The organism is Halocynthiibacter styelae (assembly GCF_016123485.1).
Taxonomy (GTDB): Bacteria; Pseudomonadota; Alphaproteobacteria; order Rhodobacterales; family Rhodobacteraceae; genus Halocynthiibacter; species Halocynthiibacter styelae.
Genome location: NZ_JADCKQ010000008.1, coordinates 105,598 through 130,330 on the forward strand (window position 1 = coordinate 105,598; position 24,733 = coordinate 130,330).

Annotated in this window: 25 protein-coding genes; 4 read left to right on the forward strand and 21 right to left on the reverse strand. The window is 55.1% G+C overall.

Annotated elements, in window-relative coordinates; translation table 11 throughout:
• Positions 1–24: 24 nt before the first annotated feature.
• From H1D41_RS11775 to ccoN, 9 genes are all read right to left on the reverse strand, one after another.
• Positions 25–417: a COG4315 family predicted lipoprotein gene (locus H1D41_RS11775; RefSeq protein WP_228849090.1), complete on the reverse strand. Its 393-nt coding sequence runs from the start codon at positions 415–417 to the stop codon at positions 25–27.
• 102 nt (positions 418–519) lie between these two features.
• Entirely contained in the window at positions 520–678 is a 159-nt protein-coding gene (ccoS, locus tag H1D41_RS11780; protein ID WP_228849091.1) for a cbb3-type cytochrome oxidase assembly protein CcoS, read from the reverse strand.
• Positions 675–2,882, reverse strand: coding sequence for a heavy metal translocating P-type ATPase (locus H1D41_RS11785; RefSeq protein WP_228849092.1), 2,208 nt, complete (start codon positions 2,880–2,882; stop codon positions 675–677). The genes ccoS and H1D41_RS11785 overlap by 4 nt, the downstream gene beginning before the upstream one ends.
• Entirely contained in the window at positions 2,875–3,372 is a 498-nt protein-coding gene (locus H1D41_RS11790; protein ID WP_228849093.1) for a FixH family protein, read from the reverse strand. The genes H1D41_RS11785 and H1D41_RS11790 overlap by 8 nt, the downstream gene beginning before the upstream one ends.
• Before the next feature lie 15 nt (positions 3,373–3,387).
• Positions 3,388–4,815, reverse strand: a complete 1,428-nt coding sequence (gene ccoG, locus H1D41_RS11795) for a cytochrome c oxidase accessory protein CcoG (protein ID WP_228849094.1) — start codon at positions 4,813–4,815, stop codon at positions 3,388–3,390.
• 190 nt (positions 4,816–5,005) lie between these two features.
• Positions 5,006–5,875, reverse strand: a complete 870-nt coding sequence (ccoP, locus tag H1D41_RS11800; protein ID WP_228849095.1) for a cytochrome-c oxidase, cbb3-type subunit III — start codon at positions 5,873–5,875, stop codon at positions 5,006–5,008.
• Positions 5,875–6,066 carry a cbb3-type cytochrome c oxidase subunit 3 gene (locus tag H1D41_RS11805; protein ID WP_107495073.1) on the reverse strand — a complete coding sequence of 64 codons (192 nt, stop codon included), beginning with the start codon at positions 6,064–6,066 and terminating at the stop codon, positions 5,875–5,877. Before H1D41_RS11805 ends, ccoP begins: the two co-directional genes overlap by 1 nt.
• 12 nt (positions 6,067–6,078) lie before the next feature.
• Positions 6,079–6,804: a cytochrome-c oxidase, cbb3-type subunit II gene (ccoO, locus tag H1D41_RS11810; protein ID WP_228849096.1), complete on the reverse strand. Its 726-nt coding sequence runs from the start codon at positions 6,802–6,804 to the stop codon at positions 6,079–6,081.
• A 12-nt stretch (positions 6,805–6,816) separates the two neighbouring features.
• On the reverse strand, positions 6,817–8,418 hold the full coding sequence (gene ccoN, locus H1D41_RS11815) for a cytochrome-c oxidase, cbb3-type subunit I (protein ID WP_228849097.1): 1,602 nt from the start codon (positions 8,416–8,418) through the stop codon (positions 6,817–6,819).
• A gap of 161 nt (positions 8,419–8,579) precedes the next feature.
• Here ccoN and H1D41_RS11820 point away from each other — a divergent pair, with 161 nt between their 5' ends.
• The gene (locus tag H1D41_RS11820; RefSeq protein ID WP_228849098.1) at positions 8,580–9,416 is read left to right on the forward strand and encodes a universal stress protein; all 837 of its coding nucleotides are present in this window, start codon (positions 8,580–8,582) and stop codon (positions 9,414–9,416) included.
• Between the two features lie 36 nt (positions 9,417–9,452).
• Here the strand turns inward: H1D41_RS11820 and fnrL are convergent, their stop codons facing one another.
• The 6 genes from fnrL to H1D41_RS11850 all read right to left on the reverse strand — a co-directional run bounded on the left by fnrL (position 9,453) and on the right by H1D41_RS11850 (position 16,712).
• Positions 9,453–10,187, reverse strand: a complete 735-nt coding sequence (fnrL, locus tag H1D41_RS11825; protein WP_228849157.1) for a transcriptional regulator FnrL — start codon at positions 10,185–10,187, stop codon at positions 9,453–9,455.
• 96 nt (positions 10,188–10,283) lie between these two features.
• A complete protein-coding gene (locus H1D41_RS11830) occupies positions 10,284–11,894 on the reverse strand; it encodes an ABC transporter ATP-binding protein (RefSeq protein ID WP_228849099.1) in 1,611 nt (536 codons plus the stop codon).
• Positions 11,891–12,997, reverse strand: coding sequence for an ABC transporter permease (locus H1D41_RS11835; protein ID WP_324250277.1), 1,107 nt, complete (start codon positions 12,995–12,997; stop codon positions 11,891–11,893). The genes H1D41_RS11830 and H1D41_RS11835 overlap by 4 nt, the downstream gene beginning before the upstream one ends.
• A 20-nt stretch (positions 12,998–13,017) precedes the next feature.
• Entirely contained in the window at positions 13,018–14,097 is a 1,080-nt protein-coding gene (locus H1D41_RS11840) for a microcin C ABC transporter permease YejB (RefSeq protein WP_228849101.1), read from the reverse strand.
• Between the two features lie 28 nt (positions 14,098–14,125).
• The gene (locus H1D41_RS11845) at positions 14,126–16,012 is read right to left on the reverse strand and encodes an extracellular solute-binding protein (protein ID WP_228849102.1); all 1,887 of its coding nucleotides are present in this window, start codon (positions 16,010–16,012) and stop codon (positions 14,126–14,128) included.
• A 172-nt stretch (positions 16,013–16,184) separates the two neighbouring features.
• A complete protein-coding gene (locus H1D41_RS11850; protein ID WP_228849103.1) occupies positions 16,185–16,712 on the reverse strand; it encodes a c-type cytochrome in 528 nt (175 codons plus the stop codon).
• A 158-nt stretch (positions 16,713–16,870) separates the two neighbouring features.
• On the opposite strand from H1D41_RS11850, the gene H1D41_RS11855 reads away from it, so the two are divergent.
• Positions 16,871–17,713 carry a prephenate dehydratase gene (locus H1D41_RS11855; RefSeq protein WP_228849104.1) on the forward strand — a complete coding sequence of 281 codons (843 nt, stop codon included), beginning with the start codon at positions 16,871–16,873 and terminating at the stop codon, positions 17,711–17,713.
• Positions 17,714–17,747: 34 nt separating this feature from the next.
• Here the strand turns inward: H1D41_RS11855 and H1D41_RS11860 are convergent, their stop codons facing one another.
• Entirely contained in the window at positions 17,748–18,212 is a 465-nt protein-coding gene (locus H1D41_RS11860; protein WP_228849105.1) for an SRPBCC family protein, read from the reverse strand.
• Positions 18,213–18,244: 32 nt separating this feature from the next.
• On the reverse strand, positions 18,245–19,213 hold the full coding sequence (gene nudC, locus H1D41_RS11865) for an NAD(+) diphosphatase (RefSeq protein ID WP_228849106.1): 969 nt from the start codon (positions 19,211–19,213) through the stop codon (positions 18,245–18,247).
• 253 nt (positions 19,214–19,466) lie between these two features.
• On the opposite strand from nudC, the gene H1D41_RS11870 reads away from it, so the two are divergent.
• Positions 19,467–19,946, forward strand: a complete 480-nt coding sequence (locus tag H1D41_RS11870) for a metallophosphoesterase (protein WP_228849107.1) — start codon at positions 19,467–19,469, stop codon at positions 19,944–19,946.
• Positions 19,939–21,366, forward strand: coding sequence for a 5'-nucleotidase C-terminal domain-containing protein (locus tag H1D41_RS11875; protein WP_228849108.1), 1,428 nt, complete (start codon positions 19,939–19,941; stop codon positions 21,364–21,366). Before H1D41_RS11870 ends, H1D41_RS11875 begins: the two co-directional genes overlap by 8 nt.
• Before the next feature lie 7 nt (positions 21,367–21,373).
• On the opposite strand, the gene fliP is transcribed toward H1D41_RS11875, so the two are convergent.
• The 4 genes from fliP to fliF are packed head-to-tail and all read right to left on the reverse strand — an operon-like array spanning position 21,374 to position 24,706.
• The gene (gene fliP, locus H1D41_RS11880) at positions 21,374–22,135 is read right to left on the reverse strand and encodes a flagellar type III secretion system pore protein FliP (protein ID WP_267473673.1); all 762 of its coding nucleotides are present in this window, start codon (positions 22,133–22,135) and stop codon (positions 21,374–21,376) included.
• Position 22,136: 1 nt separating this feature from the next.
• On the reverse strand, positions 22,137–22,436 hold the full coding sequence (locus H1D41_RS11885; protein WP_107495020.1) for a FliM/FliN family flagellar motor switch protein: 300 nt from the start codon (positions 22,434–22,436) through the stop codon (positions 22,137–22,139).
• Positions 22,437–23,039: a hypothetical protein gene (locus tag H1D41_RS11890; protein WP_228849109.1), complete on the reverse strand. Its 603-nt coding sequence runs from the start codon at positions 23,037–23,039 to the stop codon at positions 22,437–22,439.
• On the reverse strand, positions 23,039–24,706 hold the full coding sequence (gene fliF, locus H1D41_RS11895) for a flagellar basal-body MS-ring/collar protein FliF (protein WP_228849110.1): 1,668 nt from the start codon (positions 24,704–24,706) through the stop codon (positions 23,039–23,041). Before fliF ends, H1D41_RS11890 begins: the two co-directional genes overlap by 1 nt.
• Positions 24,707–24,733 lie beyond the last annotated feature (27 nt).

Below are 24,733 nucleotides of genomic sequence, written 5' to 3' on the forward strand. Positions count from 1 at the left end.
AAGAGGTTCCTCCCTGACATTGCCTTATGGGCGGGCAACATGCCAGACGTCTTTGACGCCGTCGCCGGTCATATCGCCCGGATTTGTATCGTTGATCCAGAGATACAGCGGCTGATTGTTATATGTGATCTGCATGCTGCCATCTGTGCGTTCGGTCAGGCCGTAGCCTTCGGGCAGGGCCATTTCTGCATCCCCAGCAAGCGGTGGCCAGTTCTGCGCGCAGGCGTCATAACAGCTGGACTGCCCTTCGGCATCATTGTCGAACGTGTAAAGTGTCATGTGATTTGCATCGACGATGACTTCCGCGCCGTTGATTTCTTCTACACCAACGGGGCCGGCCCCATGGCCGCCTGCGAAAGCCGTGATACCAGACAGGCAAAGGGCTGTGGTGCTGGCTGCAATGAATTTAAATGACATGTGAATTCTCCGATGTTCAGACATCTGCGTTGGTTGCAGATACAGGAACTACGAAGCACAGCCGGAAATATTCCCGGCGCGTGCAAATTTTTTCTGTCCCGCTTAAGGGCGGGGTTTATCGTCCCAGTCATTTGTCAGGATGCGCTGACTGTCGCCATCCGGATCGTCATATTGGCTGCTGCGCAGGGTCCAGACGAAGCCCGCCAGACCAAGCCCGCCTAACAGCAGAGACACAGGAATAAGCCAGGTCAGAACATTCATTGCGCTTCCTCCTGGGCGGCGCCGCGCAGGCGCAGGGCGTTGAGCGACACAAGGATGGATGAGGTGGACATGGCAAGTGCGGCTGCCAGCGGGCTTGCAAAGCCCATCAGCGCAATCGGCACGGAAATCGCGTTATAACCCGCAGCGATGGCGAAGTTTTCAAGGATCCGGCGGCGGGCGGATCGGGCGATGGCACGGGCATCTGAAATAGCCCCCAGGCGATTACCCAGAAGCACGATGTCAGACGCCACACGGGCTGCGTCCAGCGCAGAGGCCGGCGAGACAGACACATGGGCAGAGGCAAGCGCCACGGTGTCGTTCAGACCATCGCCGACCATCAAAACATGATGGCCCTGATCTGCCAGATCCTTCAGTTTGGCTGCTTTGTCTTCCGGGCGCATCCGGGCGTGGAACTGGTCAATGCCAAGGGCCTCGGCGGCCTGGGCCACGGCGGCGTCATTGTCACCGGACAAAAGCATGACCGGCAGGCCGGAGGATTTCAGTGCAGCGATGGTGTCGATTGCATCTGCGCGCAGGTGATCTTCAAACGGGATTTCCAGCACCTTGCCGTTTTCACATTGCAGGAAAGTCGCGGTCCCCTGCCCTGCTTCAGCACCCAGCCATTCGGCGCGGCCAAGGGCAACATCGGTGCCGTTCAGTTTTGCCTGCACGCCTTTGCCGGGAACCTCGCGGATGTCGGTCAGGGTTGCTGGGCTGATTCCACGCAATTGCAGCGCCTGCGCCAGAGCGCGCGCCAGCGGGTGGCCGGAGTTTTGCGCAAGCGCAAGTGCCAGGCGCTGGTTCTGCATAGACAGATCGTCCAGCGCGCCGGGCACCACATCGCCATCGGTCAGCGTGCCGGTCTTGTCGAAAACGACAAAATCAACTTCGGCCAGACGTTCCAGCGCGGTGGCGTTTTTCACAAGCAATCCCTTGCGGAAGAGATTGCCAGAGGCGGCTGTCACAACCGCAGGCACCGCAAGGCCAAGGGCGCAGGGACAGGTGATGATCAGAACCGCAACCGCGATGTTCAGGGCAAAGCGAATGTCCCCGCCAGACGCCCAGAGCCAGCCGATGAAGGCAAGGAAAGCCAGCGTATGCACACCAGGTGCGTAGATTTGTGCGGCTTTGTCAGCAAGGGACGAATAGCGGTTTTTCGCGCCCTCTGCGATGGTCACAAGATCAGCCATGCGGGACAGGGAACTGTCACGTCCCGCTGCGGTGACGCGGATTTCAAGCGGGCCGGTCAGGTTGATTTCGCCAGCGCTGACAATGGTTTCAACCCCAATCGCCACAGGCAGGGTTTCCCCGGTCAGCAGTGCGCGGTCGACCTCACTATCGCCTTTGGTGACGATGCCATCCACCGGGACGCGCGCGCCGGGGCGTACAAGCACCATGTCACCAGCGGCGATCTGCGCAAGGGGGACGGTTGCTTCGCCATCTTCCGTCAGTTGCACAACACGCGGCACTTCCAGCGCGGTCAGTTCTTCGGCCGCGGATCGTGCTGCGCGGCGGGTGCGCTGATCAAGATAGCGGCCAGCAAGCAGGAAGAAAGTCAGGGACAGGGCCGCATCAAAGTACGCTTCTTCACCGCCGTTGATGGTTTCAAACAGGCTCATGCCGCCGGCCAGGAAGATCGCCAGCGATATCGGCACATCCATATTCAGATGCCCCGCCCGCAGGGCTGTCCAGGCGTTTTTGAAGAAAGGCTGTGCGGCCCAGATGATCACCGGCAAAGCAATCATCGCGGAAATCCAGTGAAACAGATCACGGGTTGCGGCTTCGGCGCCGGACCAAACGGCAACCGACAACAGCATGACGTTCATCATGGCAAAGCCTGAAATGCCCAGGCGGAACAAAAGCGCACGTGCGGCTTTATCGGCGGCACTGGAAGACAGCGCCGTGCTGTCAAGTTCATGCGCCGGGTAGCCGATGGCTTCCAGCGCCTCGACCAGATCAGCGGCCTCAAGCGCACCGCCGGTTTCAGCGACCACACGTTTCAGCGACAGGTTCACCCGTGCGGATGTGACACCGGGGATCGTCAGCAGTTTGCGTTCGACCGCAGAGATGCAGCCAGCGCAGTGAATGGTCGGCAGGGACAGCAGGATATCACCCTGCTGATGCATCCGGTTTTCTGCGATCTGTTTCGCGATGGGTGCTGCGTCGCAGGCCGGACAGGCGGAGAAGGAAGCAGTGTCAGCCATTTGTCATACAAGCAGGTTCATCGACGCAGAGGTCGTGACGTTGTTGAAATTCAGTGCCATCCGGCGCGCGCAGGGTCAGGCGCAATTGCCAGGAGCCGGGTGCAAGATCGACATCGGCAAGGTAATCGGTACCGTCGAAACGGAAAGTCGGCACATAGTCATCCCGTTCATGGGTGCGCCGTGCGATAATCCCGTCGATCTGTGTGACTTCCAGAGGATCACCATGCACATCGCGCACCTGCACGCGCAGAAGCTTGTCTTCGACGATGCCTTCAACCTGCCAGCCCAGGGCTTCCTGTCGGGCGCGGTTGATGTCAAATTCCTGGCTGGCGATGTAGGAATTCTTCACCTCCAGCCCGGGGAAAGTATTCACCGCGCTGAAGGCAAGGAAGAGATTGACGCTGATGATCACGCCGAACCCCAGCACAAAGCCGCCAAAGACATGCCAGCCGGTCAGTTTGAAACCTGGTTTTTCGTTCTCAGTGTTCATCATTTTCGTCCTGTTTTATCCGCGTCCGTTGAAAACTGTATCCGCGTGCGCACGGTCGCCGTTTCCTTCATCGGTGATCCAGATACGCATGTCTGTCAGCGCGGCCGACGCGGCATCTGCATCTTCGCCCACTGTAAGATAGACACGGATTGTGCGCAATTCATCCGCCGCAACTGTGACGGTGCCATCGTCTGAACCTTCGACTTCCAGAAGCACTGCCTCATCTGCATTTGCCAGCAGACTGAAGCTGCGTTCTTCGCCGTGCTTGTTACGCAGGCGTACGTCATAGGCGTTGCGGATCGAACCGTCAGCCATGGTGATATAAACCGGGCTGCGCACGGGAGCGACAGAGATATCAATGTCGGAGCGGATGAACAGCATGAACATCAGCCCGACACCGATCAGCGACCAGAGGCCGGTGTAGATCATGGTGCGCAGACGGAAGATATGTTTCCAGGGGCTGACCGGGGTTTCGCCGGCGGTCTCTGAGACTTCGTCTTTCAGCGCCATGTAAGCGATGAGCCCGCGGGGTTTGCCGATTTTATCCATGATTTCATCACAGGCATCGATGCAAAGCGCACAGGTGATACATTCCATCTGCTGGCCGTCGCGGATATCAATTCCGGCCGGACAGACGTTCACGCAGGCCATACAATCGATGCAATCGCCTTTGGTGTCAGGTGCTTCGTTTTTGCGCAGCTTGCCACGGGGTTCACCGCGCCAGTGACGATAGGCCACGGTCAGCGTGTCAGTGTCCATCATCGCGGCCTGAATACGTGGCCATGGGCACATGTAGTTACAGACCTGTTCGCGCATGAAACCACCGAAGATAAAAGTGGTCGCAGTCATGACAAGGATGGTGGACCAGGCAACCGGGTGCGCGTTGAACGTCAGCAGGTCGACGGCCAGCTGTGGCGCATCGGTGAAGTAAAACACCCAGGCCCCGCCGGTGGAAACCGCAATCAGCAGCCAAGTCAGCCATTTTGTCACCCGCAGGCGCAGCTTGCGCAGGTCCCATTTCTTCTGTCGTTGCAGACGCAGGCGGGCATTGCGGTCGCCCTCAATCCAGCGTTCCACCAGAATAAACAGATCCACCCAGACGGTCTGTGGGCAGGTATAGCCGCACCAGACCCGGCCAAGGGCGGATGTAAAGAGAAACAGACCAAGGCCCGCCATGATCAGAAGGCCACCGATGAAGTAAAATTCATAGGGCCAGATTTCGATCCAGAAGAAATAGAACCGGCGACTTGCCAGATCAATCAGAACGGCCTGATCCGGCAGTTCTGCACCCCGGTCCCAACGGAGCCAGGGTGTAATGTAATAAATCCCCAGGGTCACAATCATAATCAACCATTTCAGGTTGCGGAAACGACCGTAGACACGTTTGGGGAAGATAGGCTCGCGGGCTGCGTAAAGCTGCGGGGCTTGCTGGGAATCGCTCACGGAATGGCTCCGGTTTATAACTGTTATCAGTGATACTTATTAAAGCGTGGTTTCTTTTTCTTTGACATCTGTCAAAGTGACGCTGAATAAATGATGGCGCCGACCCCCAGGAAACGCGCGAACAGGACGGGGATCAGCGCCGGTACCAGAAGCAGTCACTTCCGGTATTCTTTGCCAGTTGGCCGGTGGCTTATTCGCCACCGCCCAGCTGGTGAACATACAGAGACACAGCACGGATATCCGCTTCGGACATGCCACGTGCGCTCCAGGACGGCATCACACCGAAACGGGCGTTTGTGATGGTCTCTGTCAGAGCAGCTTCATCACCACCGAACAGCCAGATGCGGTCGGTCAGATCAGGTGCGCCCTGGAAGATATCGCCGGTCCCTGCGTCACCGTGACACGCTGCGCAGTTGTCATAGAAAAGCTGCGAGCCTGTTTCAGCAAGAGTTGTGTCGGCGTCCTGACCAGAGATGGTCTGAACATAGGCCACCAGAGATGAGATTTCTTCGTCAGACATGAAGTCGCCGTAAGCAGGCATCTGTGAATAGCGGGTATCCATGTCATCTTCGGTCCGGATCCCGTGGTTCACGGTCAGATAGATGTCATCAATGGTCCCACCCCAGAGCCAGTCGTTATCGACCAGCACTGGATAGCCTTTGGCACCGGCACCACCGGCCTGGTGACACTGAACACACCAGGTGTTGTAGACGGCCTGACCAGCGTTCTTGGCGAAGTCATTCAGTTCAGGATTCTGTTCAACATCCGCAAGAGGTGTTTCATTCAGCAGGGCTTCCATCGGTGCGTTTGCAACATCGAAACGTTCGATTTCTTCTGCAACTTCCGCACGCGTGGAATAGCCCAGCAGACCCGGTGTTGCACCGTTGATCAGCGGCCATGCCGGATATGCAATCACATAGCCGATGCCCCAGATAATGCAGAGATAGAAGCTCCACAGCCACCAGCGCGGCAGAGGGTTGTTCCATTCCTGGATACCATCCCACTCGTGGCCGGTTGTGCCATATTCGTGGTCTTCTTTGTCATGTTTGTTCGCAGCCATTAGCGTGTCTCCTCAGGCTGAACATCCACAGCCGGCGCATCTTCATGCCGGAAGGGAATGTCGGCAGTATCGCGGTAAGTGCGGGTTGATCCCGGGCGCATGACCCAGAAGACCACCCCGACGAAGAAGGAAAACAGAGCCAGAAGCATCCAGCTGTCTGCAAATTCCCTCAGGAGTGAATAAGTGTCCATTTCACCCCCCCATTACCGGCTTGCGTCAGGTGTGAAGGTTGAGAAATCAACCATGGTGCCCAGAACCTGAAGATAAGCGACAAGCGCGTCCATCTCAGAGACACCGGGCTGACGGTCGAAATTGCGGACCTGTGCGCCCGGGTAACGCTCAACCAGAGCATCCCAATCGCCATCCGGATCCACCTGCACGGTAAAGTCCGCGCGGGCGTTTTCGATCATCTCTTCGGTGTAAGGCACGCCAACCATACGGTGTGTGGCCAGCAGTTCATCCACATGTTCACCTGTCAGAAGGTTGCCTTCCAGGTAAGCATATTTCGGCATCACAGATTCCGGCACAACGGACTGTGGATCTTTCAGGTGATCCACATGCCATTCATCGGAATAGCGGCCACCCACACGGGCAAGGTCAGGACCGGTCCGTTTAGACCCCCACTGATGCGGGTGGTCATACTGGCTTTCTGCGGCCAGGGAATAGTGACCATAGCGTTCCACTTCGTCGCGCATCGGACGGATCATCTGTGAGTGACAGACATAGCAGCCTTCACGGACGTAGATGTCGCGCCCGGCCAGTTCCAGCGGGGAGTAAGGGCGCACGCCCTCAACATCCTCGATGGTGTTTTCCAGCCAGAAAAGCGGTGCGATTTCCACGATACCACCGATGGTGACAACCCCGAGGCTGCAAACCAGCAGAAGTGTGGCGTGACGTTCAAGCGCGGCGTGTTTATCAAGAATACCCATTGCTGACGCTCCTTATTCTGCGGGTGCCATTGCGGGGGTGGCTTCTTCTTTCGGCTCACCTTTTGCAACAGTCATCCAGAGGTTCCATGCCATGATCAGCGAACCGGTGAGATAAAGAACACCACCCAGGCCACGGACCACATACATCGGGAATTTAGCTTCTACAGTGTCAGCGAATGTGTTCACGAGGAAGCCATTTGCGTCCACTTCACGCCACATCAGGCCTTCCATAATACCGGTCACCCACATGGAGGCGGCATAAAGAACGATGCCCACAGTCGCCAGCCAGAAGTGCCAGTTCACGGCCTTGCTGGAATAGATGCCTGCTTTGTTCCAGAGTTTCGGGAACAGGAAGTAAAGCGCACCAAATGTCACCATACCGTTCCAGCCAAGCGCACCGGAGTGTACGTGACCAATGGTCCAGTCAGTGTAGTGTGACAGAGAGTTCACAGCTTTGATGGACATCATCGGGCCTTCAAAGGTCGACATGCCGTAGAACGCGAGAGACACAACCATCATACGCAGGATCGGATCGGTCCGCAGTTTGTCCCATGCGCCCTGCAGGGTCATCAGACCATTGATCATGCCACCCCAGCTTGGCATCCAGAGGATGATAGAGAACACCATACCAAGGGTAGACGCCCAATCCGGCAGAGCTGTGTAATGCAGGTGGTGAGGACCAGCCCAGATATACAGGAAGATCAGCGCCCAGAAGTGAATGATAGACAGTTTATAGGAATAAACCGGACGTTCCGCCTGCTTTGGCACGAAGTAATACATCATGCCCAGGAAGCCCGCTGTCAGGAAGAAGCCCACAGCATTGTGGCCGTACCACCACTGCACCATCGCATCCTGCACGCCAGAGAAGACCTGAACAGATTTCGAACCGAAGATGGAAACAGGGATCGACAGGTTGTTTATCAGGTGCAGCATTGCCACAGTCACGATGAAGGACAGGTAGAACCAGTTCGCCACATAGATGTGCGGTTCTTTCCGCTTCATCAGGGTGCCCATGTAGATCAGCAGATAAGCGACCCAGACAACGGTCAGCCAGATGTCGACATACCATTCAGGTTCCGCATATTCTTTGGACTGGGTTGCGCCCAGCAGATAACCGGTCGCCGCCAGAACGATGAACAGGTTATAGCCCCAGAACACAAACCACGCGAGATTACCGCCCCAGAGGCGTGCCGCGGTGGTCCGTTGCAGGACATAGAAAGAGGTTGCGATCAGGGCATTGCCACCGAAAGCAAAGATAACTGCGGAAGTATGCAGCGGGCGCAGGCGACCGAAGTTCCCGATCCCATCCAGGATTGAAATATTCAGCCCCGGAAAGGCCAGCTGAAACGCGATAAAGGTTCCCACAAGGAACCCCACAACGCCCCAGAATGCCGTTGCGATTACGCCGAATCGTACGACGTCATCCATATATTCTGCGCTGGACGGTTTACGCGGCTCATCCGCGCGCCGTACCTGCCAGAGAAAAAGTCCGCCCGCGACAAGCATAATAATCACCGCGTGTACCTGGTAGGCGATGTCGCGCGCATAGGATGCCGCTATCGCTGCCAGCAGGGTGATCACTGCAAGCGCAGCTATTTTCACATAGTCCCACATGAAGTTGCTCCTTCCGTCGCGCCCCCGGATTCGGAGACGCATTTTCCCGTGTATCAGTGCTATGGAATGAGGGGGTCCTTCATTCCTTGATCCATGTCAAACATTTAACCCTGGCTGCGGGTTAATGTCGCTACAGTTATTCTGGAACATGGAGACCTCAGATGGGGTATAACTCAGTTTTGAGCGTCCTGCCGGACACGGACCCTGGACAGTCGGCTCTTTCCGCTGCGATCGAAATTACACGGCAGGCAGATGCGCATCTTGATGTGCTGGCGCTTGGCATTGACCGCACACCGACCGCCCACCTCTACGCAGGCGCTAACGCATTGATTCAACAGGATGCCCGCAATGATGCGGTGCAGAAAGCAGCGGATATTTCTGATGCTGCAAAAGCCCGGCTTCAGGCCGAAGATATCCGCTGGGCGGTGGATGACGGGGTGGTGCATTTGCCGCTTCTTAATCGCTTTGTCGCCAGTCGCGCGCGCTTTGCAGACCTGGTGATCATGCCACAACCTTACGGCGAAGGCAAAGGCGCGGAACACGAGGCAATTTGCGAATCGGCCCTGTTTGATGCGCGTGTACCCCTGCTGGTCTGCCCGCAGGAGTTTGAGAAAATCGACGCCCGCCGCATTGTGATCGGCTGGAACGAAAGCCCCGAGGCCCTGGCCGCAATTCGCGCGGCCCTGCCGGTGATGCAGGCGGCGGATCTTGTGTCGATTGCAGTGATTGATCCACCGGCACACAGCCCGGATCGGTCTGATCCCGGCGGCCCATTGTCAAAAATGCTGGCGCGTCACGGGATTAATGCCGAGATTTCTGTTCTGTCGAAATCCATGCCGCGCGTGTCTGACGTGTTGATGCGTCATATGTCGGATATTGATGCCGGATTGCTGGTGATGGGGGCTTACGGGCATTCCCGTTTCCGTGAGGCGATCCTGGGCGGTGCAACACGCGATATGTTGCAGAACATTAAACAGCCTGTGTTGTTTGCCCACTAAGAAAAAAGGCCCGCTATTGCGGGCCTTTTCTTTATCCTACGTGGCGTAATCGTCACCGGTTTCCCGATAGAGCAGTTCTATATTGGGAACGCTGACGTTTCGGTTTTTTTCAACCGCAATAATGCCTTCACGCTTCAGGGCTGAAATTTGACGGCTGACGGTTTCCAGGGTCAATCCCAGATAATCCGCCATCGCTTCACGTGTCAGCGGCAGTTCAAAGTTGATTTCGATCCCCAGAGGATCCGCAGTTTTTTCGTGCTGTCGGCGGGCGATGAATGTCAGCAGGCTTGCGATTTTTTCGCGTGCGGTTTTGCGCCCCAGCAGCAGCAGCCATTCCCGCGCGGAATCCAGTTCATCCAGCGTCATTTCCAACAGACGCTGGCTGATATGCGGGGTTTTCGCAAGCAGGGTCTCAAAGGGGGCAAGGCGGAAACAGCACATGACCACATCGCTGGTCGCTGTCACATCATAAGGCGCGGTTTCACGCCCCGGACGACCGACAAAATCTGATGGCAACAGAAGACCGGTCATCTGCGTACGCCCGTCTTCCATCGTCTGGGACAGGGCGGCAACCCCTTTGACAACAGATCCGACAAATTCCAGTTTATCACCGGCAAAAATAATCGGCTGGCCAGCCTCATAAGTGCGGTAATACTTAACTTTATCAAGCTCTTCCAGTTCCGCGCCATTGCAATGGGCACAGACCGCGCGTTCACGGATCGGGCACATATCGCAGGCCCTGGGCCGGATATCCGGTGTCATATTATCCATCATATGGTCTTGTCCTGTCGCGCATTTCGGAAACAAGATACTGTTTCACACCCGCCTATAACACGCGGGGCTGATTATGAAATGACATAGATTCCTTTAAATCTCAACCGTATCTGCGGCAGAGAGATCAAACGCCGCAGCCATCAGGGCACGGGTGTATTCGGTTTCCGGCGCCTCAAAGATCTGCTGTGCCTCGCCGCTTTCCACGACATCGCCATTGCGCATGACAATCATCTTGTGGCTGAGCGCACGCACAACCTTCAGGTCATGGCTAATGAACAGATAGGCCAGTCCGTATTTCTTCTGAAGATCGCGCAGAAGGTCCACAATCTGCACCTGAACCGTCATATCAAGAGCAGAGGTCGGTTCATCCAGCACCACAAGTTGCGGACGCAGGATCATGGCACGGGCGATGGCGATGCGTTGGCGCTGACCACCGGAAAATTCATGCGGGTAGCGGTCCATCATGGATGGATCAAGGCCGACTTCCTGCATGATTTCAGAAACCATTTCCCGTTTGCCACGTCCATCCGTCATGCCATGCACATCCAGCCCTTCGGCAATGATCTCCATCGCGGACATACGCGGGGACAGCGACCCGAAAGGATCCTGAAACACGATCTGCATATCTTTACGCAGATCCCGCAGGGTTTTGCCCCTGCGCGCGCGAATGTCTTCTCCGAGAAACACAATCGGGCCTTCAGAGCGGATCAGTCGCATGATCGCAAGGGCAAGGGTCGTTTTCCCCGAACCGGATTCACCCACAATGCCCAGGGTCTCCCCTGCCCGGACGCTGACGCTTGCCGCGTTCACAGCTTTCACATGCCCCACGGTTTTACGCAGAAGCCCGCGATAGATCGGGAACCAGATGCGCAGATCATCGGTTGAAATGATTTCCTGCGCGTCTGCGTCGACCGGCACCGGATCGCCCGAAGGTTCGGCTGACAGAAGGGTTTGCGTGTAGGGGTGTTGCGGGTTGGTGAAAATGTCTTCCACCGGGCCGCTTTCAACCACCAGGCCTTTTTCCATCACATAAACCCGATCCGCAAACCGGCGCACGATTTCAAGGTCATGGGTGATGAACACAAGGCTCATGCCTTCGGACTTCTGAAGATCGGCCAGCAGTTCCAGGATCTGGGCCTGAATGGTGACGTCAAGCGCGGTTGTCGGCTCGTCCGCGATCAGAAGGTCGGGTTTGTTGGACAGGGCCATGGCAATCATCACACGCTGACGCTGGCCGCCGGACAGCTGATGCGGATAGCTGTTCAGGCGGTTTTCAGCGTCGCGAATACCGACCTTGTGCAGCAGTTCCAGAATACGAGCGTCTGCTTCAGCACCGCGCAGGCCCTGATGCAGAAGCAGGCTTTCCGCCAGCTGTTTGCGGATTGTGTGCAACGGGTTGAGCGATGTCATCGGTTCCTGGAAAATGAAACTGATGTCATTGCCGCGGACTTCACGCAGTTTGGCCTCTGACGCTGTCAGCATTTCGTCGCCGCGATAACGCACATTGCCTGTCACCTCTGCGCTGTCCGGCAGAAGGCCCACGGTGGAAAGCGCAGACACGGATTTACCGGAACCGGATTCACCGACGATGGCGACGGTTTCACCCTGTTCTACATGCCAGGTGACACCTTTCACAGCCCGGGTTTTCTCGCCGTCCTGGGAAAAGCTGACCTCAAGGTTTTCGAGTTCTAAAATCCGGGTCATTTAAACGTCTTTCGCGGATCAAAGGCATCGCGGACACCTTCGAAGATAAACACAAGCAGGGACAGCATCACCGCGTAAACCGTGAAAGCCGTGAAGCCCAGCCATGGGGCCTGAAGGTTCTGTTTTGCCTGCAATGTCAGCTCGCCCAGGGATGGGGCGGAAGACGGCAGACCGAAGCCCAGGAAATCAAGCGTGGCCAGCGTGGCAATCGTTCCAGTGATGATAAACGGCAGGAATGTCAGGGTCGCAACCATGGCGTTCGGCAACATATGGCGGAACATGATCACAGTGTTTGACACGCCCAGCGCTTTGGCTGCACGAACATATTCAAGGTTTCGCGCCCGCAGAAATTCTGCCCGCACAACGCCCACAAGCGCCGTCCAGCCGAATAGAATTGAGACGAAGATCAAGAGTGACAGGCTGCGCCCCAGGATCGCGAAAAGAATGATGATCACGTAAAGCGATGGGGTTGCCGACCAGATTTCCAGGATGCGCTGGAAGATCAGATCCACCCAGCCCCCGAAATATCCCTGAATGGCGCCGGCAAGAATGCCAATGACAGAAGCGATAGAGGTCACCACAAGCGTATAAACAATGGACAGACGGAACCCATAGATCACCCGGGCCAACACGTCGCGTTTGGTGTCATCGGTGCCCAGCCAGTTGTTCGCATCCGGTGCAGAAGGTGCGGCACCCGGGATATCGACGATGGTGTTGTAGCGATAAGGGATCAGCGGCCAGATAATCCAGCCTTTGTTAATTACTTCGCCTTCAATTTCGCCGTCCTGGGCGTCTTCCAGAATGCCTTCGGGATCATCCCAGCAGCTTTCCAGCCCGCCCGTAACGATCAGACATTGCACGTCTTCGTATTTATACTGCGCCTCGGTTGGCAGATCACCCCCGAAAGCGGTTTCCGGGTAGAAGTTGAAGATCGGCATATAGTAGCTGCCATTGTGTTTCATCAAGACCGGTTTGTCGTTGGCGTAGAATTCCGCGAACAGGGATCCGATGAACATCACGCTGAAGATAATCAGCGACCAGAAAGCCCGTTTATTGGCGCGGAAGTTGCGCAGGCGGCGTTGGTTCAGCGGGGAGAGGCGCATTTTACGAGGGGTCTCTGACATCAGGTTTTCCTCGATTCAAAGTCGATCCGCGGATCAATGAAGACATACATCAGATCAGAAATGATCCCGACGATGAGCCCCAGAAGACTGAAAGCAAACAGCGTACCGAAGACCACGGGATAGTCGCGGGAAACCACGGCTTCGAACCCAAGGCGGCCAATGCCATCCAGCGAGAAGAGGTTTTCAATAATCACGGAGCTGCCAAAAAAGACGCCAACAAAAACAGACGGGAAGCTGGCGATCACCAGGAGCATCGCGTTGCGGAAGATATGGCCATACAGTACCTGACCTTCCGACAGACCTTTGGCGCGCGCCGTGACCACATATTGTTTGCGGATTTCATCCAGGAAGGAATTTTTCGTCAACAGTGTCAGGGTCGCAAAGCTGGAAATCGTCGTGGCGATCACAGGCAGGGCAATATGCCAGAAGTAATCACCAATCTGGCCAAGCAGGCTGAGATCTTCGAACCCTTCAGACGTCAGACCACGCAGGGGGAAGATCTTCCAGTAAGACCCGCCCGCAAACAGAACCAGCAATAGGATCGCAAAGAGAAACCCCGGGATCGCATAGGCGACGATGATCACGCCAGACGTCCAGGTGTCAAAACTGCTGCCATCCCGCACGGCTTTGCGGATGCCCAGCGGGATCGAAATGATATACGCGATCAGCGTGGACCAGAGGCCAAGGGTGATAGACACCGGCAGTTTTTCAATCACCAGATCCGTAACAGAGATCGAGCGGAAGTAGCTTTCGCCAAAATCAAAGCGGATATAATCCCACATCATATTCAGGAAACGGATGTGCGCGGGCTTATCAAAGCCGAACTGGACCTCAAGTTCTTTGATGAAATCTTCCGGCAAGCCACGGGAACCGGCGTAAGATTCACCGTCCGACGTATCAATCCCCGCGTCCCCGCCACCAGCGATGGTTTCAAAGGCGTCGCCGCCCCCGTCCATCTGGGCAAGGATCTGTTCAATCGGCCCGCCGGGCACGAACTGGATCAGCGCAAAGTTGATGATCATAATGCCAACAAGCGTTGGGATGATCAGCAGAAGCCGCCTGAGAATATATGCGCCCATTGGGGGGATGCCTCCTGTTTACGGCCTGTTACTGGAAGGCACCGGCGGCTTCAAGCTCTGCCGCGCGATCTGCATTGAACCACCAGAAATCGAGATACCCCAGATCAAAGGGCGGCAGCGGATCGGGGTGTTCATACATGTCGTAATAAGCGACGGTATGAGAATCTTTGTACCATTGAGGCACCCAGAATTTTTCAGCCCGCAGCACACGATCAAGCGCGCGCACGGCAGTGACCAATTCTTCTTCGGTTTGTGCGCGGGTAATGTGACCAATCAGAGCATCAATCGCCGGGCTGTGTATGCCTGACTTGTTAAAAACTGACGTCATAGCGGTTTCGGAGCCGAAAAACTGCTTGAGGTTGTCACTCGGGAACCAACTCATTGGATAAGAGTAAGTAATAAAGTCGTAGTCATGCTTGCGTTCTCTGTCAGTCGCCTGTGCATTATCAACACGGTTGTATTCCGCATTCACGCCCAATGCCCGCAGGTTTTCAAGGTATGGATTCAGGATGCGATCAAAGCTGGGGCTATCGTTCAGAAACTCAATTGTCAGAAGTTCACCCGCAGCATTGCGGCGCATACCCCTGTCATCCACAGTCCAGCCAGCGTCATCCAACAGACGGGAAGCGGCACGCAGATTACGACGATCCAGCTGACGTGTCCCTGACGCCGGTGCAAGAGCAGCTTCCTGATCAAGGACACCATCCGGCAAATGTTCGGCAAGGGGTTCGAGCAAAGCAAGTTCAGCCTCAGACGGCAATCCTGTTGCCTCCCGGTCTGAATTTTCCCAGAAGGAATTCACACGTTCATACAGCCCGTAAAACAGGGTTTCATTGGACCATTCAAAATTGAACATCATGCCAATCGCTTCGCGCACACGCTGATCTTCGAATGGTTCCTGGCGCATATTGAAATTAAAGGACTGAGCCTGCCCCATATCCCCATTTGGAAGTGATACTTTGTTGATCCAAGCCCGATCCATTGCCGGGAAGTCATAGCCTGTAGCCCAGATCCTGGAGGAAGCTTCATTGCGGAACGTATAGCTGCCACCTTTGAAGCCTTCAAAAGCGGCCTGGTAATCTGCGTAATATTCCACACGGATATGGTCAAAATTGTTGCGCCCGATGTTCATCGGCAGATCTGCACCCCAGTAATCCGCGCGGCGGCGATAAGTGATAGACTGACCAACATCGAGTTCATCCAGTTCATAGGAACCAGATCCCAGCAACGGTGTCAGGCTGCTTTCTTCAAGATCCAGACCTTCTGCTTCGTAGTGCGCCTTGGAAAACACCGGCAGACCACCGACCGTCTGCGGCAGATCGCGGGTCGGGATCCCTTCGTGGAAAGTGAATTTTACGCGATGGGTATCAAGGACTTCGGCGCTGGCCACCTGTTGAGACAGTACGGCACGATAGCTGGGAAGACCTTTGGTTACGAATGTTTCATAGGTGAAAACAACATCTTCTGCGGTCACCGTGGAGCCATCGGCAAAACGCGCCTCGGGGCGCATATTGAAGATGACCCAGCTGCGGTCTTCCGGGTACTCCAGGCTTTCGGCCAGCAGGCCATAAGACGCCCCCTGTTCATCGGCTGTGCTGGTCAGAAGGCTTTCAAGGCCGATATTGGCCAGCCCGCCTGCGCGCCCCTTGGTGGAATAGGGGTTCATTGAATCAAAGGAACCGAACCCCCAGATCGAAATCTCGCCGCCTTTGGGGGCTTCGGGGTTTACATAGGGCAGATGGGTGTAGTCCGCGGGCAGGGCCAGATTGCCGAAGGTGGAAATCCCGTGGGAGGTGATCACATCCTCAGATTTCGCAGGCAGGGCCAGTGCCGCCATGGCAAGCGTTGCAAAGGCAAATCCCAGCAGTTTGTTTCCGTCCTGCTTCAACGCGCGTGTGGCGATCTTGGCGTTCATCTGCCTCTCCCTGCTGGTTTTTATTCAATTTAGTTAAAACCCATCCTGATTACGAGGCAATAACAATCAAGTTGATAATCTGTGAACACTGCGTGTTGTGCGTGAAATCGCCTGCAACGGAATCAAAAAACCGCCCCGGAGGGCGGCTTTTCATAATAACAGGTCACTCAGATCAGTTGAGTGTTGCCAGCCATGCGATGATGTTTGCACGATCCGCATCTTTTGGCAGACCGTTGAAGGACATTGCAGTCCCTGGTGCATAGCCTTTCGGGCTTTCCAGGAACGCGTTCAGGGCGTCGATATCCCAGCTGCCTTCCAGACCGGTCAGAGCGCCGGAGAAGCCGAAGCCTTCTTCAACAGCGATACCGCGATCCACAACACCAAAGAGGGATGGGCCTGTGCCGTTTACGCCTGGCTCAACAGAGTGGCAGCTGCGGCATTTGTTGAACACGCGTTCACCCTTGCCGATGTCCGCTTCTGCAACCAGTGTTGCGAAATCAACTTCTTCGACTTCTTCACCACCGTGGCTGTCGCCGGCTTCGATCGGATAGGCATCCGCATGCGCTTCACCATGACCGCCGTGCGCATCAGGACCGCCAGTGTGATACAGGCCTTCTGCCGCCCATTTACCGAGAAGAAAGATCAGGAAAGCGCCACAGAAGCCGCCGAGGATCTTGGTGAAAGTCATAGTGTCGAACATATCGCTTTTCCGTTTTGGATGTCGCTAATACCGTGCCGGACGGGGTTTCAGCCTATCTATCCGCTTCCCCTGGTGTGACGCAAGATGTAGTTTGTGCGACGAACCGCCCCTTTCGTGAAAAATGTGGCGGAAAACGGATCTGAAACAGGACAATAGTGATGAAAACAGGGAAAATCGCATTCCAGGGCGCATTGGGCGCCTATTCCCACGAAGCCTGCGTGAACGCACGCCCGAATCTTGATCCCCTACCCTGTCAGACCTTTGAAGACGTGATTGCGGCCGTGAACAGCGGAAAAGCCGATCTTGGCATGCTGCCGATTGACAATTCCACCTATGGCCGTGTTGCAGATATGCACCGTTTATTGCCTGACAGCGGGCTGCATATCGTTGATGAAACTTTTGTCCGTGTGCGTATCAGCCTGCTGGCACCGGAAGGTGTTGCGCTGGAGGACATTCATACAGTGCGCGCCCATCTTGTGCTGTTGCCGCAATCCGCAGCGTTTCTGAAAGCACATAACATTGAAGGTATTGCTGCGGTGGACAGTGCCGGCGCCGCTGAAGATCTGGCCCGGAACAAAACACCAGGTGAAGGTGTGCTTGCGTCATCCCTGGCCGGGAAAATTCACGGATTGAATATTCTGGCGGAAGGTCTGGAAGACTACGGCCACAACACCACCCGTTTTGTTGTGATGGGGCGTGAGGCCGATACCACCCGCCGGGGCGATGCCGGAATGGGCATGGTCACAAGCTTTATTTTCCGCGTCCGCAATATTCCGGCAGCGCTTTATAAGGCGATGGGTGGCTTTGCGACAAACGGCGTCAACATGACCAAGCTGGAAAGCTATATGGTTGACGGGTCTTTCATGGCGACGCGATTTTATGCTGAAATTGAAGGCCATCCGGATGACGACGGTGTGCGCCGTGCGATGGAAGAGCTGCAGTATTTCACATCAGAGCTGATTCTTCTGGGATCCTATCCCGCCGCACAGAAACGTCACTGAGCTGCCGGGCGCACTGCCCGGCAAAAGCACAGCTTCAGACCTGTTCAACTTCTTCTTCAAGGCGCAACCCGAAGTCAGACAATCGTTTCTTAAGCTTCCTGTTCAGACTGCCTTTTGCCAGCTTCAGTGACTGGATCAGAAGGCGCCCGCCCATCGTTTTAGGCCGGGTATCAATTGCAACGTGAATCCGGGTACGGTTGCGGGCAAGGGACACGAATTCCGTGACCACTTCGGAACGCACACCTGCCCCTTCGATAACATAGATAACGCTGTCAGGGGCGTCGCACCCGACAAGTTCCACCTGAAGATCCCGGGCGCGTCCACGCAATTTAACCCTGACATCCCAGCCCAGCTGTGCACCTGGCTGCGTCAAAACAGACCGTCGCGTCACCTCGACACCGCGTTCAAGGGCAGCCCTTTCAATGGCAGCGAAATCTGAACACCTTGCAAATACGCCTTCAACCGGAGCTTCCAGGTCATGCTTCGCCGTAAATTTCATTTCTCACCACTTCTTTAAAAAACACGATCAGGTTACTTTAACGTATCTGACAGCCAGTGAAACAAAATAAAATGCGCAATTGCGCCTTCCCGTGCAGGCAGAATTTCCGGGTGCTCCCCGCGCATCGCTTTTGCCATCTCTTCCCGAGAGATCCACCTGGCATCTTCGATCTCAGACGGGTCTATCTTTATATCCCTGCTGGTCGCTTCGCCCGCACACCCAAACATAAGCGATGAAGGAAAAGCCCAGGGCTGACTGGCCAGATATGAGACAGGGCCAACGGTAATCCCCGCTTCTTCGTTAACTTCACGCCGAACGGCGGCTTCAAGCGTTTCGCCGGGTTCGACAAAGCCCGCAAGCAAAGAATACATACCTTCCGGCCAACCGGGGCTGCGACCGATCAGAACATCGTTCCCATGCGTGATCAGCATAATCACAACCGGATCAGTCCGCGGAAAATGCGGGGTTTTGCAGGACGGACAGTTTCTCTGCCAGCCGCTTTCCGCCATCTCACTTTTCGTGCCACATTTCGCACAGAACTGATGGCTTTCATGCCAGGAAAAAAGTGCCTTAGCTGTGGCCAGAACTTCTGCATCCGTTGCAGACAGTTGTGTCATCACACTGCGCAATTCCCGAAAACCTGCCCCGTCTGGCACGTTTGGGTGCGTATAGACTGTTGTATCGTGAAACTTGCTGAAACTATCTGCATCAAAATCATCCGGCACCCACGAAGAGATGTCTATTGCAAAGCAGCTGTATTCCCCGTCAAAGCCAAGAAATACCGGGGAGTCCTGCCCATGTTGGAACAAGTCATGCGTGACAGGAAGAGAAACGGACCGGACAGCTGGCGTATCTGACACCAGAACACGCCCGCGCCACAGAGGAAATACCTTCGCCTTTGCACCATTCAGATGGCCCGCGATGACATCAGCCTGCCCCCGCAATTCAGCAGAACGATCAAGACAACCGCCCCCGAAGGTCACAGTTTCAGCGTGTTTCATAACGGTCTCCGGTATTGTGGGTTTGTTTGTAAGATCGCCTGCTCTCTGACTGACATGATCACCCGAAGTTCGCAACTGCCTGAATATCAATTTACAATCCAGGGTTGATTTTTGATTGAATTCCCTGGCAACGTACAAAACATTGGAATGCCAGAAATTCTTTCGCAGAGCTCTGTGCCCATGAACCCGATAGCAATCAGTGCCGATGTTCCCCCTGAACCAATCCGTAGTCCCTGGAGCAACCACGTTGAATATGCATCCGTTTTCCAAACCAATGACCGACACACAGACACATTTACAGATTCTGGAAACAACGGATCTTCATGCGCATATTTTTCCGTATGACTATTACAGCGATCAACCTGTAAAACACTTTGGCCTGACGCGACTGGCCTCTTTGATCCGTCTCCGCCGATCCGAAGCCAGGAATTCCCTGCTGTTTGACAATGGAGACTTTCTTCAGGGCACCCCGCTTGGGGATTATCTGGCGCATGAGGGCCGCCCAAAAAATGACATTCACCCCTTCATAAAAGCGATGAATGTTATCGGCTTTGATGCTGCGGTTCCGGGCAATCATGAATTCAACTACGGGCTGGAGTTTCTGAAACGTACAGCATCCGGTGCACTTTTCCCTTTCGTTTCAGCCAATGTGCTTACAGAAAAGGCCTTATCACCGCGGGAAGACACCCATCTGTTCAGGCCTTACACCATTCTTGAAAAAAAAGGTGGCTGATCGATCTGGGATAGAACGTCTGATCCGGGTTGGTGTGATAGGGTTTACGCCGCCTCAGATCATGATCTGGGATCATCACCTGACGGGACAGATAGAAACGCGGAACATCCTTGAAACCGCCATTGCATGGGTGCCGGAAATGAAAGCGGCGGGTGCTGACCTTATCATTGCGTTGAACCATTCAGGCATTGGTTTCACCGATCATCCTGGGGATCAGGAAGATGCAGGGCTTCAACTCGCGGCTCTGCACGGGATTGATGTCATTTTATGTGGGCACCAACACCTGCTTTTCCCATCTGACAGCTTTTCGGGACGAAAAGGCGTTGATGTAAAGGTCGGCACATTGCACGGCAAACCCGCCGTTATGGCCGGATTTGCCGGTTCACATCTTGGCGTGATTGATCTGAAGTTGGATTTTGAGGGGGGCCAATGGAAAATTATTGAACACAAGAGCAGCCTTTGTCAGGTTGCGCCGCCTGCCCCCAGCCAGGATATAACCCCTTGTGTTCCCGAAAGGCCCGAGGTGGCTGCTGTCGCGATTGAAGCACACAAACAAACACTCGCATATATCAGGCGGCCAGTCGGAAGCATTGATACGCCCCTGCACAACTACTTCGCTTTTGCCGGCCACGCACCATCTGTTGACATTATCTGCGCAGCACAAGCCTTTCACATCCGGAACGCATTATCCCGGACAGAATATGCATCGCTGCCTCTTCTGTCCGCCTCAGCCCCCCTGAAAGCCGGCGCCCGTGGAGGCCCCGACTATTATACGCATGTTAAGCCGGGCAGTATCACATATCGGGATATCGCTGATTTATATTTGTATCCGGACACCATCTGTGCCGTCTGTGTGACCGGGGCGGGCCTGCGCGCCTGGCTTGAACGTTCTGCCGCAGCTTTCAGAAGGATCACGCGAGGCATGAAAAACCAGCAGCTGATTCAGCCCGATTTCCCAGGGTATAATTTCGATATAATTCAGGGCGTGCAGTACCAGATTGACCCCGTGCGCCCGGCCGGATTTTCACCCGAAGGAAGCGCGCTGGCATCCTCATCCGGGCGCATCCGGAACCTGACGTGGAAAGGCGTGCCGGTCCGTGACACCCAGAAATTTGTGGTGGCGACAAATCACTATCGGGCCTCTGGCGGTGGGAATTTTCCGGGGTTAAGTCGCAATTCCGTAATTTATGACAGCCGTGACAGCATCCGGGACATTCTTGTAACGTATTTCAGATCGCACCCGGATCTGCGATTTACTGCCCGTAGCCCCTGGCAGTTTTCTTCACATCCAGACACCAAGGCTGAGTTTGAAAGTAACCCCGAAGCCGTACGATACCTTTCAAAGACCGGGACTCCCGGCATCATCGCCGCGGGGCCCGGCCCTGACGGATTTGGAAAATATCAGCTTCGCTTTTTCTGAACATCCGTCAGAAGTAGCTGCGTACAAGTGCGCCTGATAAAAGCGTCCAGCCGTCAGCAACCACAAAGAACGCCAGCTTAAACGGCAGGGAAACCACAGCCGGCGGGACCATCATCATGCCCATCGACATCAGTATCGCGGCGACAACCAGATCAATGATCAGGAAGGGCAGGAATACCAGAAATCCGATTTCGAAGGCTCTGGAGATTTCACTGAGCAGAAAAGAAGGCACCATAACAGATAAGGCGGTATTCCGATTCAGATCAGCCGGGTCCCCGGGCCGCAGTTCTGCAAGGGCTTCATATGTGTCTGGTTCAATTCTGGCGATCATAAACCCCCGGAACGGATCCAGCGCCTGATTAAAGGCCTGTTCTACCTCAATATCTCCGGCAAGGAGCGGATCTATCCCGCCCCGCCAGGAGGCAGTAAACACAGGTTCCATAACAAAATATGTCAAAAACAACGCCAGACTGACAATCAGCATATTCGGCGGCGCCTGCTGCAACCCAATGGCCTGACGCAGAATGGACAGAACCGTCACAATAAACGGGAAGCAGGTGATCATGATAGCCAGCCCCGGCACAACGGATAGCAATGTGATCAGAATAAACAGCTGAATACCGCGTGCCGTCAGTGAACTGCCTTCTCCGAACGACACACTCAGGTCCTGTGCGGATGCAGGTTGGGATAATACGATAAAAAGCAAACTAAAAATCGCGATATATATGTCAAAAGAAGGCAGGATCTGCCTTAGTCGCACAGGTCTCATGTTACAGTCCGTTCTGCAGATCTGCAATTTCTGTCAGACGGACAGCAAGCTGACCATTCGGATCATCTTCGACTTCCTGAAGCTCCCCGCGTGCAATCAGCTTATCACCGACGTATAGCTCCACGGGGTCATCCACTCCCCGATCCAGCGGCAGAACAGCATCCGGCCCAAGCAACAGCAGTTCTTTGACCATCGGGCGCGCACGGCCCACCGAAATCGTAATTTCGATCGGAACCTGGTTAAATGGATTGTCCTGATTTGACAGTTCATTCAGGGCATCAGTATCAAGATTATCATTCATTTATACGACCTTTTCATTCAGATTGAAAAATCCCTCAGTTTTCTCCTGTGCCGCAGCAAGGACCCCCGAAAGATCCACAATCTGCTCCCCTTCAGCGAACACCAGCCGTGCCTGTCCTTCCCCAAGCGAAGCTTCGCCAACGACGACCACATCAAGACTATTTTGCGCGGGCAGAAGGTTTTCCACACTTTGTGCATTGGCAGGATGAACCTGCAGTTCAATCCTGGTATTCACGTCGGAACGGGCAATCTCAGTGATTTGTTCGGCGATCATGGCCGGCAGATTTTCCGCCGCAATCCGGGGCATTATCTTTTCCATAAGCTCACTGAAAACAGCGCGCATGTCCTTCAGAACCTGTGCGCGGGCCTCATGAAAGGTGAAGGAAAGCTCCTGCAGGTTCCGCGCCAGTTCAACCGATACATTGTCAAGGTTTTCCGCATGCGATTTTGCGGCATCATCCCAGCCAGCTTTGTAGCCGTTTTCAAAGGCCTCAAGCTTTGCCTCTTCTGACTGAACATGATCCTGAGCCGCCGGTTGAGCGCCTGCAGGTGCCGACGCCCTTACTGGCTGTATGTCAAATTCTTCCAGCTTCAGAGGTGCCATCAGGTGGTTTCCTCAGATGTTTCCATCCAGCTGCGCAGCACTTCAACTGCTTCTTCCTGGCGGTCTTCAATCATATCCTTCAGCCGTGCGACCGGGTCACCGCCTGTGAAATCATCAGGCAAATCAAAATCATCAACAACCGACATCCCGCCTTCTGGTACAAAGCTGCTGTCAATTTCGCCTGTCAGGATCTGCCCTGGCAGTTCTGGCAAACTGCCAGGCGGCGGAGGAGAGACATTAAATTCAGGAATCTGAGGTGCCGGCGCATCCGATGCCGCAGGGGCCGGAAGCCCTGCTGGTGCAGATGCGACTGTCTGCTGAACCAGCGGCGCTGTCAGAATTGGTTTAACAACAAAAATCCCCAAAAGAATTGCGGCAATCGCCAGAACGGTCAGCTGAACAATTGTCATAACGTCGATATGCATATTCTGCATAAACCCGGAGATCGGCTCTGATCCGGCAGTGGCAACAGGTTCAAACTGAAGCGAGCGGATGGTAATTTCATCTCCGCGGGATTCCGTAAATCCAACTGCAGAGGCCACCAGTTCCCGAAGCACAGCCAGTTCTTCATCGCTCCGGGGTGTCAGAACTGTTTCCCCCACGCCATCCAGAGTGGACACACCATTCACGAGAACTGCAACACTCAGCCGTCTGATTGCACCCGGCTGGCGCAGCACTTCCCTTTGTGTTTCAGATATCTCGAAATTTGTACGCTCGCGGGTTTCGTTCGCCCGGGCATTCGAAGAACCACCGGCCCCGGCGACATCACCTTCCGGAAAATTGCTGGCAACAGACACCCCGCCACTGCGGCTGTCTTCAGTATTATTTGACGTTTCGGTGGTGTCAGTGCTGATCGCCACACGGGATTCCGGGTCAACCGTGCGCTCAACAATGGTTTCCTGTTCGGTCACAGTTTCTACGCTGACTTCGACCACCGCATTGCCTGGCCCGACCCTCGCTTCCAGCAAACGGCTGACAGCATCTTTCAGCATGGCTGCCCTGTCGTTCCCGGCGATCCGGGATGTGGCATCATCTGCGCCGATAACCTTGCCGCTTTGCGCATCGATCACGGATACGGAATCGGGGTTAAGCCCGGAAACAGCAGAAGCTACCAGATTGCGCAAAGCCTGGGCATGCGCCGTCGAAAATCCGCTGCCTGAAGGGGTTACAGTTACAGAAGCTGAACGCCGAGATTCCCGGCGAAAAGACCCTGTCGCCATGTTTGAAATGTGAACCCGGGCATTGCGCACCGCAGAACTTGCAACAATCGTACGCGCCAGTTCACCTTCTTTTGCACGCCAGTAGGCCGCGTCAAACATCTGTGACGTGGTTCCGAATCCAGACAGATTATCAAGCAATTCATACCCGGCTCCACCGGTCGCGGGCAGCCCTTCGCTGGCAAGCGTCATACGCAATGTATCGCGTTGGTCACCTTCGACATAAATCGAATTGCCGCGCACTTCATATTTCACCCCACGCTGTTCCAGCGCAGACACAACATCCCCAGCAGCGGAAGCTTCCAGCCCCGCATAGAGCAGTGACATGCCTGGTGTGGCAGCAATTCGGGTTAGGGCCAGAACAGCGGCGAACATGGCCAGCGTGGCGACCATAACAGTGATTCGACGGCGACCATCAAGACCGGCCCAGACAGAAATGACCTGCTGCAATTTAATACTCCTGTAAAGACGCGGCTT

Bases quoted from the DNA above. Each gene is read 5' to 3' on its own strand.
- H1D41_RS11775 (WP_228849090.1), bottom strand. From the start codon at position 417: ATGTCATTTAAATTCATTGCAGCCAGCACCACAGCCCTTTGCCTGTCT.
- ccoS (WP_228849091.1), bottom strand. From the start codon at position 678: ATGAATGTTCTGACCTGGCTTATTCCTGTGTCTCTGCTGTTAGGCGGG.
- H1D41_RS11785 (WP_228849092.1), bottom strand. From the start codon at position 2,882: ATGGCTGACACTGCTTCCTTCTCCGCCTGTCCGGCCTGCGACGCAGCA.
- H1D41_RS11790 (WP_228849093.1), bottom strand. From the start codon at position 3,372: ATGAACACTGAGAACGAAAAACCAGGTTTCAAACTGACCGGCTGGCAT.
- ccoP (WP_228849095.1), bottom strand. From the start codon at position 5,875: ATGGCTGCGAACAAACATGACAAAGAAGACCACGAATATGGCACAACC.
- H1D41_RS11805 (WP_107495073.1), bottom strand. From the start codon at position 6,066: ATGGACACTTATTCACTCCTGAGGGAATTTGCAGACAGCTGGATGCTT.
- ccoO (WP_228849096.1), bottom strand. From the start codon at position 6,804: ATGGGTATTCTTGATAAACACGCCGCGCTTGAACGTCACGCCACACTT.
- ccoN (WP_228849097.1), bottom strand. From the start codon at position 8,418: ATGTGGGACTATGTGAAAATAGCTGCGCTTGCAGTGATCACCCTGCTG.
- H1D41_RS11820 (WP_228849098.1), top strand. From the start codon at position 8,580: ATGGGGTATAACTCAGTTTTGAGCGTCCTGCCGGACACGGACCCTGGA.
- fnrL (WP_228849157.1), bottom strand. From the start codon at position 10,187: ATGGATAATATGACACCGGATATCCGGCCCAGGGCCTGCGATATGTGC.
- H1D41_RS11830 (WP_228849099.1), bottom strand. From the start codon at position 11,894: ATGACCCGGATTTTAGAACTCGAAAACCTTGAGGTCAGCTTTTCCCAG.
- H1D41_RS11835 (WP_324250277.1), bottom strand. From the start codon at position 12,997: ATGCGCCTCTCCCCGCTGAACCAACGCCGCCTGCGCAACTTCCGCGCC.
- H1D41_RS11840 (WP_228849101.1), bottom strand. From the start codon at position 14,097: ATGGGCGCATATATTCTCAGGCGGCTTCTGCTGATCATCCCAACGCTT.
- H1D41_RS11845 (WP_228849102.1), bottom strand. From the start codon at position 16,012: ATGAACGCCAAGATCGCCACACGCGCGTTGAAGCAGGACGGAAACAAA.
- H1D41_RS11850 (WP_228849103.1), bottom strand. From the start codon at position 16,712: ATGTTCGACACTATGACTTTCACCAAGATCCTCGGCGGCTTCTGTGGC.
- H1D41_RS11855 (WP_228849104.1), top strand. From the start codon at position 16,871: ATGAAAACAGGGAAAATCGCATTCCAGGGCGCATTGGGCGCCTATTCC.
- H1D41_RS11860 (WP_228849105.1), bottom strand. From the start codon at position 18,212: ATGAAATTTACGGCGAAGCATGACCTGGAAGCTCCGGTTGAAGGCGTA.
- nudC (WP_228849106.1), bottom strand. From the start codon at position 19,213: ATGAAACACGCTGAAACTGTGACCTTCGGGGGCGGTTGTCTTGATCGT.
- H1D41_RS11870 (WP_228849107.1), top strand. From the start codon at position 19,467: ATGCATCCGTTTTCCAAACCAATGACCGACACACAGACACATTTACAG.
- fliP (WP_267473673.1), bottom strand. From the start codon at position 22,135: ATGAGACCTGTGCGACTAAGGCAGATCCTGCCTTCTTTTGACATATAT.
- H1D41_RS11885 (WP_107495020.1), bottom strand. From the start codon at position 22,436: ATGAATGATAATCTTGATACTGATGCCCTGAATGAACTGTCAAATCAG.
- H1D41_RS11890 (WP_228849109.1), bottom strand. From the start codon at position 23,039: ATGGCACCTCTGAAGCTGGAAGAATTTGACATACAGCCAGTAAGGGCG.